We start from the raw sequence: 13908 nt of genomic DNA, 5'->3' as shown, positions 1-13908 counted from the left end.
TGGTGGTTTCTATTTCCTTAATGATTAAGAGTTTAGCTACATCAAACCTATGAAGCACATTCGCAACTTTTCGATAATTGCCCATATCGACCACGGTAAGTCGACACTTTCAGATCGTTTAATCCAAGTTTGTGGTGGATTGAGTGATCGTGAAATGGAAGCTCAAGTTCTCGATTCTATGGATCTAGAGCGTGAGCGCGGTATCACCATCAAAGCACAAAGTGTAACGCTCGACTACAAAGCCAAAGATGGCGAAACGTATCAGCTAAACTTTATCGATACACCAGGACACGTAGACTTCTCATACGAAGTGTCTCGTTCTCTAGCTGCCTGTGAAGGCGCACTGCTTGTTGTCGATGCTGGTCAGGGGGTAGAGGCTCAGACTCTTGCCAACTGTTACACTGCCATTGAAATGGAATTGGAAGTTGTTCCTATTCTAAACAAAATTGATCTTCCAGCCGCAGAACCAGAGCGCGTGGCTGAAGAGATTGAAGAGATAGTTGGTATCGATGCTATGGAAGCCGTGCGCTGCTCAGCCAAAACTGGTGTGGGTGTCGACGAGGTTCTAGAAGAGATTGTTGCCGCAATCCCGGCACCGGAAGGTGATCCGGAAGCACCTTTGCAAGCTTTGATTATTGACTCTTGGTTTGATAACTACCTTGGCGTCGTGTCGTTAGTGCGCATTAAAAATGGCGTATTAAAGAAAAACGACAAAATCAAAGTGATGAGTACTGGTCAGGTATGGGGTGTCGACCGCCTTGGTATCTTTACACCAAAACAGATTGACACGAAAGAACTGAATACTGGCGAAGTAGGCTGGGTAGTTTGTGGAATTAAAGACATCTTGGGTGCACCTGTTGGTGATACGCTAACAACGGCAAAACACGGCAGCGAAACTGCGCTACCCGGCTTCCAAAAGGTGAAGCCTCAGGTTTATGCTGGTCTTTTCCCTGTATCATCTGATGATTATGAAAACTTCCGTGATGCTCTAGGTAAACTCAGCCTTAATGATGCCTCTCTATTCTATGAACCAGAAAGTTCTGCAGCATTAGGTTTTGGTTTCCGTTGTGGCTTCTTGGGCATGCTGCACATGGAGATCATTCAAGAGCGTTTAGAGCGTGAATATGATCTCGATCTGATCACTACGGCACCAACAGTAGTGTACGAAGTTGAAAAGACAGACGGCACTGTGTTGTATGTTGATAGCCCGGCTAAGCTACCAGCGACTAACGATATTGAAGAAATGCGTGAACCAATCGCACGTTGTAATATCTTAGTCCCTTCAGACTACCTAGGTAACGTTATTACTTTGTGTGTCGAAAAGCGTGGCATGCAGGTTGATATGGTGTATCACGGTAACCAAGTCGCCGTGACTTACGACATTCCTATGGCAGAGGTTGTTCTCGACTTCTTCGATCGTCTGAAGTCAACGTCTCGTGGTTATGCGTCACTGGATTATAACTTCCAGCGCTTTGAAGCATCAAACATGGTTCGTGTCGATGTATTGCTTAACGGTGATACGGTTGATGCATTGGCAATCATTACTCATAAAGATCAAGCGCAAAGCCGTGGTCGTCTGCTTGTTGAGAAAATGAAGGAGTTTATCCCTCGCCAAATGTTTGATATCGCGATTCAAGCAGCAATCGGTAACCACATCATTGCTCGCTCTACCGTAAAACAACTGCGTAAAAACGTAATTGCGAAGTGTTACGGCGGTGACGTGAGTCGTAAGAAGAAGCTGTTGAAAAAACAGAAAGAAGGTAAGAAGCGTATGAAGCAGATCGGTAACGTTGAACTGCCTCAAGAAGCGTTCCTTGCGATTCTTCACGTTGGCAAAGATTAATAACTCGATCTATTGCCAATAAAAAGTAGAAGTGAAAGAGCTCTGGTAGCTCTTTCACTTTCATTATTTTTAAAGACGCAAAATTTAAGGGAATTGAATGGCTAATACATTCTCACTCATACTTGTCATCGTTACATTGGTCACGGGTGTGGTATGGGTTTTGGACAAACTGGTATTGAGAAAGCAACGTCAGCAAAAACTGGCTGCGATTCATGAACAGGCAAATCAACTTGATGAACACACTGCACAAAAAGCGGTAGCGCCGTCTTGGTTTGTTGAAAACAGCGTGTCTATTTTCCCAGTAATTGCGTTTGTATTAGTCCTGAGATCGTTTATTTACGAACCATTTCAGATCCCGTCAGGCTCGATGATGCCTACTTTGCTGGTGGGTGATTTCATCCTAGTAGAGAAGTACGCCTATGGTCTGAAAGATCCTGTATGGCGCACACAGATGCTTGAAACAGGTAAGCCAGAACGTGGTGATGTTGCTGTGTTTAAGTACCCGCCACAACCTAATATCGACTACATTAAACGCGTCGTAGGCTTGCCTGGTGACACCGTGAAATACAGCGCAACCAAAGACATTTGTATTCAGCAGCAGGGCAGCAACACATGTCAGCCCGTTAAGCTGTTTAATGTTGAAGAAAGCCCTTTTGCGCAAAATGGGATCCCGCTTATCCAAATGAACGAAAAACTTGGCTCGGTTGAGCATCAAGTGCTTGTTCATCCATTACGACGCGATCGCGTTGATGCGTACCAGCCTCGTCCTGGCGTAAATGAGTGGGTAGTGCCTCAAGGTCAGTACTTTGTGATGGGCGATAACCGTGATAACAGTGCAGATAGCCGTTATTGGGGATTTGTTCCAGAGGCGAACTTAGTCGGTAAGGCCGTTGGCATCTGGATTAGTTTTGAATTTGAACGTGGTGCAGACAGTGTATTGCCTGCATGGGTACCAACGGGTGTGAGATTTAATCGCATCGGTGGAATTGACTGAAAGAGAGAGTATGAATTCTCCTATTGAAAAACTAGAGAAAAAGCTTGGCTATCAATTTCAAGATAGCCAGCTATTGAACTTGGCACTGACACACAGAAGTGCCAATGGTAAACACAATGAGCGTCTTGAGTTTCTGGGCGATTCAATTTTAAGTTTTGTTATTGCTGACGATCTCTACCATCGCTTTCCAAGCATCAACGAGGGTGATATGAGTCGAATGCGAGCCACGCTAGTACGAGGGCATACCTTGGCTGAGCTGGGGCGTGAATTCGAGCTGGGAGACTACTTAAAATTAGGTCCAGGTGAATTGAAAAGTGGCGGATTCCGTCGCGATTCGATTCTGGCTGATGCTGTTGAAGCTATCATTGGTTCGGTATACTTAGACAGCGATGTGGAAGTCGTAAGAAAAGTGGTATTGAGCTGGTATGCCTCACGCTTAGAGGCGATTGAGCCTGGCGTTTCCCAAAAAGATCCGAAAACGCGCTTACAAGAATACCTGCAAGGGCGAAGAAAACCCCTACCAGTCTATACAGTGACTACTATTAAGGGTGAAGCACACAACCAAGAGTTTACGGTTGCATGCGAAGTAGCGGGCATGGACAAGCCTGTCATTGGTCGAGGTACCAGCCGTCGCAAGGCAGAACAAGCGGCAGCGGAAATAGCACTAGAGAAATTGACAAATGTCTGATAACGAATTTGATATTGACGCGTTTTTTGCCTCAGATGGCGAAACTAGCTCACCAGAAAACCAACACTGTGGCTTTATTGCTATTGTAGGTCGCCCTAATGTGGGTAAATCGACTCTCCTGAACCAGATTTTGGGACAGAAGATTTCGATTACTTCGCGCAAGCCGCAAACCACTCGTCACCGTATAATGGGTGTTGACACTGAAGGGGATTATCAAGCGATTTTCGTCGATACTCCAGGGCTTCACATCGAAGAAAAGCGAGCGATTAACCGTTTGATGAACCGTGCCGCTAACAGCTCGCTAAGCGATGTTAATTTGGTGTTCTTCTTAGTCGATGGTACGCATTGGACCAAAGACGATGAAATGGTGCTGAACAAACTGAAGAAAGCCGAATTCCCAGTTGTGCTTTGTATTAACAAGGTGGATAACGTTCAGGATAAAACTGACGTGATGCAGCACATGATGGAACTGTCTCAGAAGATGGAGTTTGTCGATGTTGTGCCTATCTCTGCGAAACACGGTAAGAATATTGATACGTTACGTAAACACGTGCGTGAACATCTTCCTAAAGCGACACACCATTTCCCAGAGGAATATGTGACAGATCGTTCTCAGCGTTTCATGGCGTCTGAGATCTTGCGTGAAAAGCTGATGCGATTCACTGGTGATGAACTTCCGTATTCCGTCACCGTTGAGATAGAGCGCTTTGATTACAACCCGAAAAACGATGGTTTTCATATCAACGCTCTTATCTTAGTTGAACGATCTGGCCAGAAAAAAATGGTGATCGGCAAAGGTGGCGAAAAAATGAAGACGATTGGCCGGGAAGCTCGTTTAGATATGGAAGAGCTTTTTGGGCGAAAGGTGTATCTAGAAACCTGGGTTAAAGTGAAATCCGGTTGGGCCGATGATGAGCGAGCGTTACGCTCTCTAGGTTATATCGACGACTTATAAGCCCCAAGGCTTAGCCTGAGAGCGAGACAAAAGAGACCGTATGGATGGATTGCAACGTTGTTTTGTTCTGCACCGCAGACCCTACAGTGAGACCAGTTTAATCCTTGATGTTTTTAGCGAGGAGTACGGTCGCGTCACGCTATTATCGAAAGGCGCGAGAAGCAAGCGCTCCAATCTAAAAGGAGCGCTTCAGCCATTCACCCCATTGTTACTTAAATGGTCCGGCTCTGGATCAATGAAAACCTTGCGTCAGGCTGAACCCATCAGCTTAGGGCTTCCTCTTATAGGGATAAACCTTTACTCGGCGATGTACGTCAATGAACTTGTCAGCCGTGTTCTGGCTTCAGAAATTCCTCACCCAGCATTGTTCCATGACTACTTACAATCGCTCACCGAGTTAGCCCATAACACCAATCCTGAACCGGCACTAAGGCGCTTCGAGTTAGCCGTATTGTCGGCAATGGGATATGGCGTGGATTTCTTACACTGTGCGGGCAGTGGAGAGCCGATCGAACCTTCTATGACCTACCGGTATCGAGAGCAAAAAGGTTTCATCGCCAGTGTCAGGATCGACAACCTTACTTTCCGTGGTGAAGAACTCATTGCCATCAGTGAACGTCGGTTTATCACGAAATCTCAATTACATGCTGCAAAACGCTTTACACGCATAGCGTTAAAGCCGTATCTTGGCGGCAAACCATTAAAAAGCCGAGAGCTGTTCATAACGAGACCTAAGCAGCTCTGAATATGGAGTACAAAACATGAGTTCAATCTTACTCGGTATCAATATTGATCATATCGCCACCCTACGCAATGCACGTGGAACCAAATACCCAGACCCTGTGCATGCCGCTGAAATCGCAGAGCGCGCAGGTGCGGACGGTATTACGATCCATCTACGTGAAGATCGTCGCCATATTGTAGACAGAGATGTTCGTATTCTAAAAGAAACACTTCAAACACGTATGAACTTAGAGATGGCCGTGACCGAAGAGATGATCGCTATCGCGCTTAAAACCAAGCCTGAGTTCGTCTGTTTAGTGCCAGAAAAGCGTGAAGAGCTGACAACAGAAGGTGGCTTAGATGTTAAAGGTCAGCTTGAGAAAGTGAAAACGGCCACCCAAAAGCTGACTGATGCGGGAATCAAAGTATCTCTATTCATTGATGCAGACCGTGAGCAAATCGATGCTGCGAAAGCGTGTGGCGCCCCTTTTATTGAGCTTCACACCGGCCATTATGCCGATGCTGAAACAGAAGAAGATCAGCAAGATGAATTGAAAAAGATTGCTGCAGGTGCAAGTTACGCTGCTGACCAAGGTATTACAGTGAATGCTGGCCATGGTTTAACGTACCACAACGTTGCCGCTATAGCCGCTCTGCCAGAGATCTATGAGCTTAACATTGGTCACGCAATCATTGGACGAGCAGTGTTTGACGGCTTATCTAAAGCGGTTTCTGATATGAAAGCAGTGATGGAAGCGGCAAGACGTTAATTGATCGGGAAACGGGCAGTATGGCAATTTTAGGGTTAGGTACAGACATTGCGGAGATAGAGCGCATAGAGAAAGCACTCGCACGCTCTGGTGAGGCATTCGCTAAACGGATTTTGGCTGATAGCGAATTGCAACACTACCTTTCACTTAAACAACAAGGGCGTTTTTTGGCCAAGCGTTTTGCCGCGAAAGAAGCAGCCTCAAAAGCGTTGGGGACAGGTATAGCTCAAGGTGTCACTTTTCATGATTTTGTGGTCAGCAATAATGAACAGGGCAAGCCAGTACTTAGTCTCGAAAATAAAGCGCAACAAATTGCCGAAGCAATGGGCGTTGTTGCCATTCACTTAACCATTTCTGATGAACGACATTATGCGGTTGCGACGGTTATTCTAGAAGGCCGCTAACACTGCATCAGACCGTAAATAGGCGAGCATAGCTCGCCTATTTTTTTACGCGTGTTGTTTATGCTTTGGTCAGGTAAAGCTTCGCGCTATCAATCACCTTGTCCATTTCATCTTGAAGCTCAAACAGTTCAGGCTCAATATCTTCAAGTGTTTCACCAGCACGAAGTGCTTTTTCGATGGCAGCACACACGGCTTTGAGCTGTGGCACACCACCGTACGAACAGCTACCGTGGAGCTTGTGGACGACGTGTATGACTTGTTCGATATCATCGTAATTGTGATCTAATACCTGCTCCGTTAACTGAGCGACTTCTGGAATAAAGTCGACCAGCATCTGCAGCATCTCGATGGCGAGATCTTCTTTATTTGCCGCTTGCTTTAAGGCCAAATCCCAATCTATAACCCGTTTTTCCGCAGAAGCTTCGGTCGCTGGCTGAGATGAAGGTTCCACACTGGATTGGCTGACAAGCTTCGCTGCCGACAAGGCCAGTTCGTGCTGCGTTTCGGGTACCCACTTGTGAAGCACCTGTTCGAGCACTTGCTCGTCAATCGGCTTGGTCAGGTAGTCATCCATTCCGGCAGCCAATAGACGATCTCGTTCACCTGACATTGCATGGGCAGTCACGGCAACGACGGGCGTGTTGAGATTGCAGTCGTTCTCTTTAATTAATCGGCAAGCTGTTACACCATCCATATGCGGCATTTGAATGTCCATAAAAATGATATCGAACGCTTTTGATGCCGCGAGATCTACAGCACTTTGACCATTTTTACAACTATCGACGTTGTCGACTCGCTCACTAAGTAGGGCGCTGATCAGCTTTAAGTTCGCAGGGTTATCATCTACTGCCATTACGGTAAGAGGGCGCTTGTCTTTATCAACATGAACTTGCGCATCAGGCAGTAGAGGGGGCTGCTTATCGACAAGCGCTTGCAGCAGACGCTTACGCGACAATGGCTTACCCAAACATTGTACGTCGTAGTGCTTCATCAAATAATCCGATAGAGGTAACTGAATACTGGACGTTGCCACGATGATATTCGAGCTGGCGCTTTGAGCTCGCTCAATCCATTTTTCGATGAGCTGTACGGGCACATCTTCATTAACGGGTAAGCACAGCATCACGTAATCGTATGGGGTTAATTCGTCCGGTAATGAAGAGCGATAGGTGACCGAAACGCCTTCATTAGTGAGCATACTCTGTGCAACAGAAGCTGCCTGCATATTAGGCTCGATAAGCAGCAGTTGCTTATTCTGAATAACCTGTGGGTCGACGGTATCCAACATCGGAATTTCAGTGGAATGCAGCTTAATGGTAAACCAGAATGTAGAGCCTTGGTGCAAGCGGCTCGATAAGCTGATCTCACCCCCCATTTGCCCAACCAGTTTCTGGGTGATGACCAAGCCCAGCCCGGTACCGCCATAACGGCGTGAAATGCTTGCATCAGCTTGGGTGAAGGCTTGGAACAGTTGAGCTTGCTGGCGCTCTGAAATACCGATCCCGGAATCTCTGACTAAAAATTGCAGCTCGACCTTATCTTCTTTGTGCGCTCTTAGCTCAACACTGATATCAATGTTGCCACGCTCGGTAAATTTGATTGAGTTACCGACAAGGTTGGTGAGGATTTGTTGTATGCGCAGTGGATCGCCAACCAGCCCATTCGGTATTTTTGGGTCGATTTTTAACGTGAGTTCTAACCCTTTCTCATGCGCACTGGTGGCTTGTAGGGTCAGTACTTCTTCTAAACTATCCTGGAACTCGAACGGAATGTTCTCAAGTGCCAGTTTGCCAGCTTCTAACTTAGAAAAATCAAGAATGTCATTGATGATGGTCAGTAGGTTGTTTGCCGATTTTTCGATGGTTTGAAGGTAATCTGTTTGGCTGTTGGTCAATTGCGTTTTCAACATTTGACGGGTAAAACCGATCACGCCATTTAACGGGGTTCTAAGCTCATGAGACATATTGGCCAGGAATTCGGACTTTACGCGAGCCGCTTCTTGCGCGCGCTTTTTCGCGATGTCGAGTTCGACGTTTTGAATTTCTAACTGTTCCAAGGTCTCTCTCAAGTCCGAGGTGGCCTGATCGATACTGTGCTGCATTTCAACATGATACTCAGACAGTGAAATCGCCATGGCGTTGATACCGTTTTTCAATGAATCAAGTTCGCCGTGCATGCGACCTTCTATTCGCACATCTAGATGCCCTCGGCGTATTCGTGCAACCATATTTCTCATATGGGATATCGGACGTGTAACGTCGTACATTAATCGGTAAGCAAAGACACTCGACAGCAGCAAACCAAGAACCAAGACCAGAATGGCAGAGAAGATCTCTTGATATTGCTGAAGGCGCAGCGAGGATAAATCGAGCTCAATCGCGATATAGCCTAGAATCTGGCTGGTCGAGGTGATTTCACGTGTATCCGAAATTAGTTGACTCTCCGCCAAAATAGGCGCCCTTAAAATTAGGGTGTTGTCATGAAACTCCGATGATCCCAGTGGTGGGATAGGCTCGTCTTTGGAGAAGGTCAATACATCGAAGTTGGGGTGGAAGTTCGATGTGACGAACAGCTCATGAGAATCATCAAATACCGCAATACTGCGAACAAATTTGGAATGCTTGCGATGGGCGTAACTAATTAGCCGGCGAACGGACTCTCTGCTTTGATTTATCAGCCCTTGTTCACTGGCAATCGCGAGGGGCTCTATAATACTAGAACCCGCATTGAGAACTTGAGACTCAAGATCGTGATAGCGGTTAAAAGAAAATAGCGCACTGAGCAGTAGACCGATAATAAGGGTCGGTGCAAGAGTCAGAGTAATTACGCGAGCGCGAAGGCCGTATCTTGTCATGGTCCAATCTAATTCAATAATATGCGGGAATGATGTCATCAATGCGCAGGATATGGGACAATACCCGGCAATTCATTCTTGAGATGTTGTAAGCTTAATCAATGCAAAGCAGTTCGACAATCATTGAGCAATAGAATAGTGATTTTTAAACATATTTTACTCGCCAAACCACGTAGTTTGGCAAGTGCTAAAACTGGAAATTAACATGGCGCGCTTTTTTAAACCGACAAAGAAATCGACAGTGACGACCAAGCATCAAGAGTTTGAGATCAACAGACTCGACCATCATGGTGCTGGTATTGCATTTCATAAGAATAAGCCTGTGTTTATTGAAGGAGCACTGCCGGGGGAGAAGGTTGTTGCTCAATTTACGGAAAATAAAAGTAAGTTTGCCAAGGCTAAGCTTATTAAAACCCTGATTTCTAGCGACGAACGTGTTTCGCCTTTCTGTCCACATTACCACGAGTGTGGCGGCTGTAATCAGCAGCATTTAGCCAGAGAGAGTCAACTAACGTATAAGCAACAAGCTCTGTCCCAAATGATGGAAAAATTTGCCGGTCAAACAATGCAACTTGATGAGGTTATTTCTGGAGATGATCTTGGCTATCGTCGTCGAGCGAGGTTAAGTGTGTTTTTGAACAAGAAAGCTGGGCGGTTGCAGATTGGCTTTCGTAAAAAACAGAGTAAGCAGATTGTCGATATCACACATTGCCCAGTACTGGACGACAGGTTGAATAGCCTGATCCCAGGGCTGACAACATTGCTAAGTCGTTTCCAAGACCAAAGTGCGCTGGGTCATGTCGAGCTGGTGCAGGCCAGTAACACCTCTGTGATGGTATTGCGCCATGTGCGTCCACTGTGCGATGAAGACAGAAAAGCATTCGAAACGTTTGCAAGAAAGCACCAGGCCACCTTGTATCTGATGCCAGAAAGTGACCGACTAGAGCGTCAACTTGGTGATGCACCTTATTACGACGAAATTGGTGTGCAGCTGCCTTTTTTACCGTCGCATTTTATTCAGGTCAATGCGCAGGTGAACCAGAAAATGGTAGAGCAAGCCATGGACTGGTTAGATCCAAAAAGCGATGAGCGCATTTTGGATCTGTTTTGCGGCCTAGGCAATTTTACTTTGCCTATTGCAAAAAAAGCCGACTATGTCATTGGCGTCGAAGGCGTTCAGGATATGGTTGACTGGGCCAAGGACAACGCCAATGTCAATCACATTACCAACGCCGATTTTTACCAGGCGGACTTAGATAAAAGTCTGGCAAACAGCGAGTGGGCGTCAGAAAAGTTCGATAAAATTTTACTGGATCCGGCTCGAGCGGGTGCAACAGGTGTGATAGATCAAGTTTCTGAGTTAGGCGCACAGCGAGTGCTTTATGTTTCATGCAATCCTGCTACCCTTGCCAGAGATAGCAGCAGCTTGATTCAACAGGGTTACAAATTAACTAAGTTGGCAATGATGGATATGTTCCCCCACACCAGTCATTTAGAATCAATGGCCTTATTTGAACGCGTTGGTTAGTCAGGATCGAGTTAGTTGGATTAAGGAATACTAGGAAGAATTATAATGGTTGCGGTAAGAAGCGCGCATTTAAACCCAAATGAACAGTTTGAACTGGATAGTTGGATTGCGTCACTAGAGCAAGATAAGAACACATCCAAAAGACTCAAAGAGGTGTATCAGCAGTGTGAAACACTGGTAAAAGATCATGAACTTGGTGGGCTACTGCTGTGGCGCGGCCGTGAAATGATTGAAATCCTGATCACCTTATCGATGGATAAGGCGACCCTAATCGCCGCTCAGTTATTCCCATTGGTCTCAAGTGGCGCCTATCAGCGAGAGCAGTTTGAAGAAGACTACGGTAAAGAGATCGTCAAACTGATTGACGGTGTGGTTGAAATGGCCGCCATTGGTCAACTCAACGTGACTCTAGAAGGCTCTGCTGCGTCAGGTCAGGTGGATAATGTTCGTCGCATGCTGTTGGCGATGGTTGACGACTTTCGCTGCGTCGTCATTAAACTGGCTGAGCGGATCTGTAATTTGCGCGAAGTCAAAGATGAGCCAGATGACGTTCGCTGCACGGCGGCAAAAGAGTGCGCCAATATCTACGCACCGTTAGCCAACCGACTGGGGATTGGTCAGCTTAAGTGGGAAATAGAGGATTACGCTTTTCGCTATCAGCAACCGACAACCTACAAACAAATTGCCAAACAGCTCTCTGAACGGCGCATTGTTCGTGAGCAATATATCCATGATTTTGTGTCTGACCTGACTCAGGAAATGCAAGCCTCTCAGATCCAGGCGGAAGTCAGCGGTCGACCAAAGCATATTTACAGTATTTGGCGAAAAATGCAGAAAAAGAGCTTGGACTTTGATGAGCTTTTTGATGTCCGTGCGGTGCGAATTATTGCCGAGCGACTGCAAGATTGTTACGCGGCCCTTGGTCTAGTGCATACCAAATACAAACATCTGCCAAGTGAGTTTGATGACTATGTGGCGAATCCAAAACCCAATGGTTATCAATCGATTCACACTGTGATCTTGGGGCCTGAGGGTAAAACCATTGAAATCCAGATCCGTACCAAGCAGATGCATGAAGAGTCCGAGCTTGGTGTTGCCGCCCACTGGAAGTACAAAGAAGGCAGCAGCAGCAGCGGGCGCAGTGGCTACGATGAGAAAATCACCTGGCTTCGCAAGCTACTTGATTGGCAAGAAGAGATGTCAGATTCGGGTGAAATGCTCGATGAAGTACGTAGTCAGGTCTTTGACGACCGCGTCTATGCCTTTACCCCACGCGGTGATGTGGTCGACTTACCTATGGGCGCCACGCCATTAGACTTTGCCTACCATATTCACTCCATGGTCGGTCATCGCTGCATTGGTGCAAAAGTAGCAGGACGAATCGTGCCGTTTACTCATCAATTGACGATGGGTGATCAAGTTGAAATTATTACCCAAAAAGAGCCAAATCCGTCACGAGACTGGCTAAACCCGACATTGGGTTTTGTCCGCTCTGGCCGAGCTCGTGCTAAGATCAATGCGTGGTTCCGCAAAGAGAGTCGTGAGCAAAACTTAGAAGCAGGACGCGAAATACTAGAAACTGAATTGACTAAGATTGGCGCAACGTTAAAAGACGCAGAGCAGTATGCGGTGAAGCGTTTTAACGTCAATACGCCTGATGAGTTGTATGCAGGCATTGGTAGTGGCGACTTGAGGATCAACCAAGTTGTTAATCACATCAACGCGTTGGTGAATAAACCCACGGCCGAGGAAGAAGATCAAAAAGCGCTCGAAAAACTTAAAGAATCCGAAAATAAACCCACTCAACAAAGCCGACCTCGCAAAGATGCTGTTGTAGTTGAGGGGGTGGATAATTTGATGACTCACCTTGCTCGCTGTTGCCAGCCGATCCCGGGCGATCAAATCAAAGGCTACATTACCCAAGGGCGAGGCATCTCGGTACACCGTAGCGATTGCGAGCAACTCGAGGAGCTCAGTCTTCATGCTCCAGAGCGCATCATTGATACCGTTTGGGGGAGTGGCTTTGTCGGCTCTTATATCTTGACGGTACGCATTGAAGCCTTAGAGCGCAGTGGTTTATTAAAAGACATCACCACACTGCTCACCAATGAGAAAATCAAAGTGACTAGCATGAAAAGTCGCAGTGATTATAAACGCCAATTGTCGATCATGGACTTTGATCTTGAGTTGACCAATATAGAGATCTTCTCAAGGGTGACAAAGCGCATCGAACAAATTAAAGATGTGATGACAGTGAAGCGGCTAGGCTAGCCAGAAACAACAAAGGGTTGGTTTTCCAGCCCTTTATTTTTTATAGGTTGAACCATGAACTCAGACAAATCCATTCATCAGCTACTCGATATTATGGCGCAGCTTCGTCATCCTGAAAACGGCTGCCCGTGGGATCTTAAGCAGTCGTTTGACACCATAGTACCCCATACCATTGAAGAAACTTATGAAGTGGTCGATGCTATCTACAATCAAGATTGGGATAACCTCAAAGAAGAATTGGGGGATCTGCTCTTTCAAGTCGTGTTTTACAGCCAGCTGGCTAAAGAGCAAGATTTGTTTGATTTTGAAGATGTTATTCAAGGTGTGAGTAACAAGCTAACGCGTCGTCACCCCCATGTATTTTCGGATGCTGAGTTTAACAACGAAGCTGAAATTAATGCAAACTGGGAGGCCGAGAAACGCAAGGAAAAAGCTGAGGTAGGAAAAATTGAACAAAGTATTCTAGACTCAATACCAAACTCTCTACCTGCACTGTCTAGAGCCAATAAAATACAAAAGCAATGTGCTAAGTATGGCTTTGACTGGGCGACACTCGGGCCTGTCGCAGACAAGGTTCATGAAGAAGTGGATGAAGTCGTGCACGAGGCTCTGCAGGTAGATATGAATGAAGATAAGGTAGAAGAAGAGTTAGGAGACTTATTGTTTGCGACCGTGAATCTTGTTAGACATCTTGGAAAAGATCCTGAAGTAGCTCTTGCCAAGGCGAATAATAAATTTATTCGTCGTTTTAAAGGGGTAGAAAAGCGAGCAACGCAAAAAGGAAAAATTCTTACAGATTTCTCGTTAGAACAACTAGATATGTTCTGGAATGATGTAAAAAAACAAGAAAAAAAGCAGGATTTGTGAGATAACTCATG

The 13908-nt window shown here is 46.1% G+C and carries 11 protein-coding genes; 10 read left to right on the top strand and 1 reads right to left on the bottom strand.

What is annotated here, in order from left to right; genetic code table 11:
* Positions 1-49 precede the first annotated feature (49 nt).
* The 7 genes from lepA (at position 50) to acpS (ending at position 6377) form a co-directional block, all read left to right on the top strand.
* Entirely contained in the window at positions 50-1843 is a 1794-nt protein-coding gene (gene lepA, locus LNL84_RS04090) for a translation elongation factor 4 (protein WP_244355391.1), read from the top strand.
* Between the two features lie 97 nt (positions 1844-1940).
* Complete coding sequence (gene lepB / locus LNL84_RS04085; protein WP_244355390.1) at positions 1941-2837, top strand: signal peptidase I; 897 nt, start codon at positions 1941-1943, stop codon at positions 2835-2837.
* Positions 2838-2847: 10 nt separating this feature from the next.
* The gene (gene rnc / locus LNL84_RS04080) at positions 2848-3525 is read left to right on the top strand and encodes a ribonuclease III (protein ID WP_244355389.1); all 678 of its coding nucleotides are present in this window, start codon (positions 2848-2850) and stop codon (positions 3523-3525) included.
* On the top strand, positions 3518-4480 hold the full coding sequence (gene era / locus LNL84_RS04075; protein WP_244355388.1) for a GTPase Era: 963 nt from the start codon (positions 3518-3520) through the stop codon (positions 4478-4480). Before rnc ends, era begins: the two co-directional genes overlap by 8 nt.
* Before the next feature lie 40 nt (positions 4481-4520).
* Positions 4521-5225, top strand: coding sequence for a DNA repair protein RecO (gene recO / locus LNL84_RS04070; RefSeq protein WP_244355387.1), 705 nt, complete (start codon positions 4521-4523; stop codon positions 5223-5225).
* Positions 5226-5241: 16 nt separating this feature from the next.
* Positions 5242-5973 (top strand): pyridoxine 5'-phosphate synthase, encoded by a 732-nt coding sequence (gene pdxJ, locus LNL84_RS04065; protein WP_244355386.1) that lies wholly within the window; start codon positions 5242-5244, stop codon positions 5971-5973.
* Positions 5974-5993: 20 nt separating this feature from the next.
* Positions 5994-6377, top strand: a complete 384-nt coding sequence (gene acpS / locus LNL84_RS04060; RefSeq protein WP_244355385.1) for a holo-ACP synthase — start codon at positions 5994-5996, stop codon at positions 6375-6377.
* Between the two features lie 58 nt (positions 6378-6435).
* On the opposite strand, the gene barA is transcribed toward acpS, so the two are convergent.
* Complete coding sequence (gene barA, locus LNL84_RS04055; RefSeq protein WP_244355384.1) at positions 6436-9231, bottom strand: two-component sensor histidine kinase BarA; 2796 nt, start codon at positions 9229-9231, stop codon at positions 6436-6438.
* 205 nt (positions 9232-9436) lie between these two features.
* Here barA and rlmD point away from each other — a divergent pair, with 205 nt between their 5' ends.
* Genes rlmD through mazG form a run of 3 tightly spaced genes read left to right on the top strand, consistent with a single transcriptional unit; the run spans position 9437 to position 13897 of the window.
* Positions 9437-10759 (top strand): 23S rRNA (uracil(1939)-C(5))-methyltransferase RlmD, encoded by a 1323-nt coding sequence (gene rlmD / locus LNL84_RS04050; RefSeq protein WP_244355383.1) that lies wholly within the window; start codon positions 9437-9439, stop codon positions 10757-10759.
* 45 nt (positions 10760-10804) lie between these two features.
* Positions 10805-13030, top strand: coding sequence for a GTP diphosphokinase (relA, locus tag LNL84_RS04045; protein ID WP_244355382.1), 2226 nt, complete (start codon positions 10805-10807; stop codon positions 13028-13030).
* A gap of 54 nt (positions 13031-13084) precedes the next feature.
* Positions 13085-13897 (top strand): nucleoside triphosphate pyrophosphohydrolase, encoded by an 813-nt coding sequence (gene mazG / locus LNL84_RS04040; protein WP_244355381.1) that lies wholly within the window; start codon positions 13085-13087, stop codon positions 13895-13897.
* Positions 13898-13908 lie beyond the last annotated feature (11 nt).

It is taken from the genome of Vibrio gelatinilyticus, assembly GCF_022836845.1.
GTDB classification, from domain to species: Bacteria; Pseudomonadota; Gammaproteobacteria; order Enterobacterales; family Vibrionaceae; genus Vibrio; species Vibrio gelatinilyticus.
Note: the sequence above shows the minus strand (reverse complement) of the source record. Positions and strands in the feature narration are given on the sequence as shown.

Coding starts and splice junctions, on each gene's coding strand:
- lepA (WP_244355391.1), top strand. CDS start 50: ATGAAGCACATTCGCAACTTTTCGATAATTGCCCATATCGACCACGGT.
- lepB (WP_244355390.1), top strand. CDS start 1,941: ATGGCTAATACATTCTCACTCATACTTGTCATCGTTACATTGGTCACG.
- rnc (WP_244355389.1), top strand. CDS start 2,848: ATGAATTCTCCTATTGAAAAACTAGAGAAAAAGCTTGGCTATCAATTT.
- era (WP_244355388.1), top strand. CDS start 3,518: ATGTCTGATAACGAATTTGATATTGACGCGTTTTTTGCCTCAGATGGC.
- recO (WP_244355387.1), top strand. CDS start 4,521: ATGGATGGATTGCAACGTTGTTTTGTTCTGCACCGCAGACCCTACAGT.
- pdxJ (WP_244355386.1), top strand. CDS start 5,242: ATGAGTTCAATCTTACTCGGTATCAATATTGATCATATCGCCACCCTA.
- acpS (WP_244355385.1), top strand. CDS start 5,994: ATGGCAATTTTAGGGTTAGGTACAGACATTGCGGAGATAGAGCGCATA.
- barA (WP_244355384.1), bottom strand. CDS start 9,231: ATGACAAGATACGGCCTTCGCGCTCGCGTAATTACTCTGACTCTTGCA.
- rlmD (WP_244355383.1), top strand. CDS start 9,437: ATGGCGCGCTTTTTTAAACCGACAAAGAAATCGACAGTGACGACCAAG.
- relA (WP_244355382.1), top strand. CDS start 10,805: ATGGTTGCGGTAAGAAGCGCGCATTTAAACCCAAATGAACAGTTTGAA.
- mazG (WP_244355381.1), top strand. CDS start 13,085: ATGAACTCAGACAAATCCATTCATCAGCTACTCGATATTATGGCGCAG.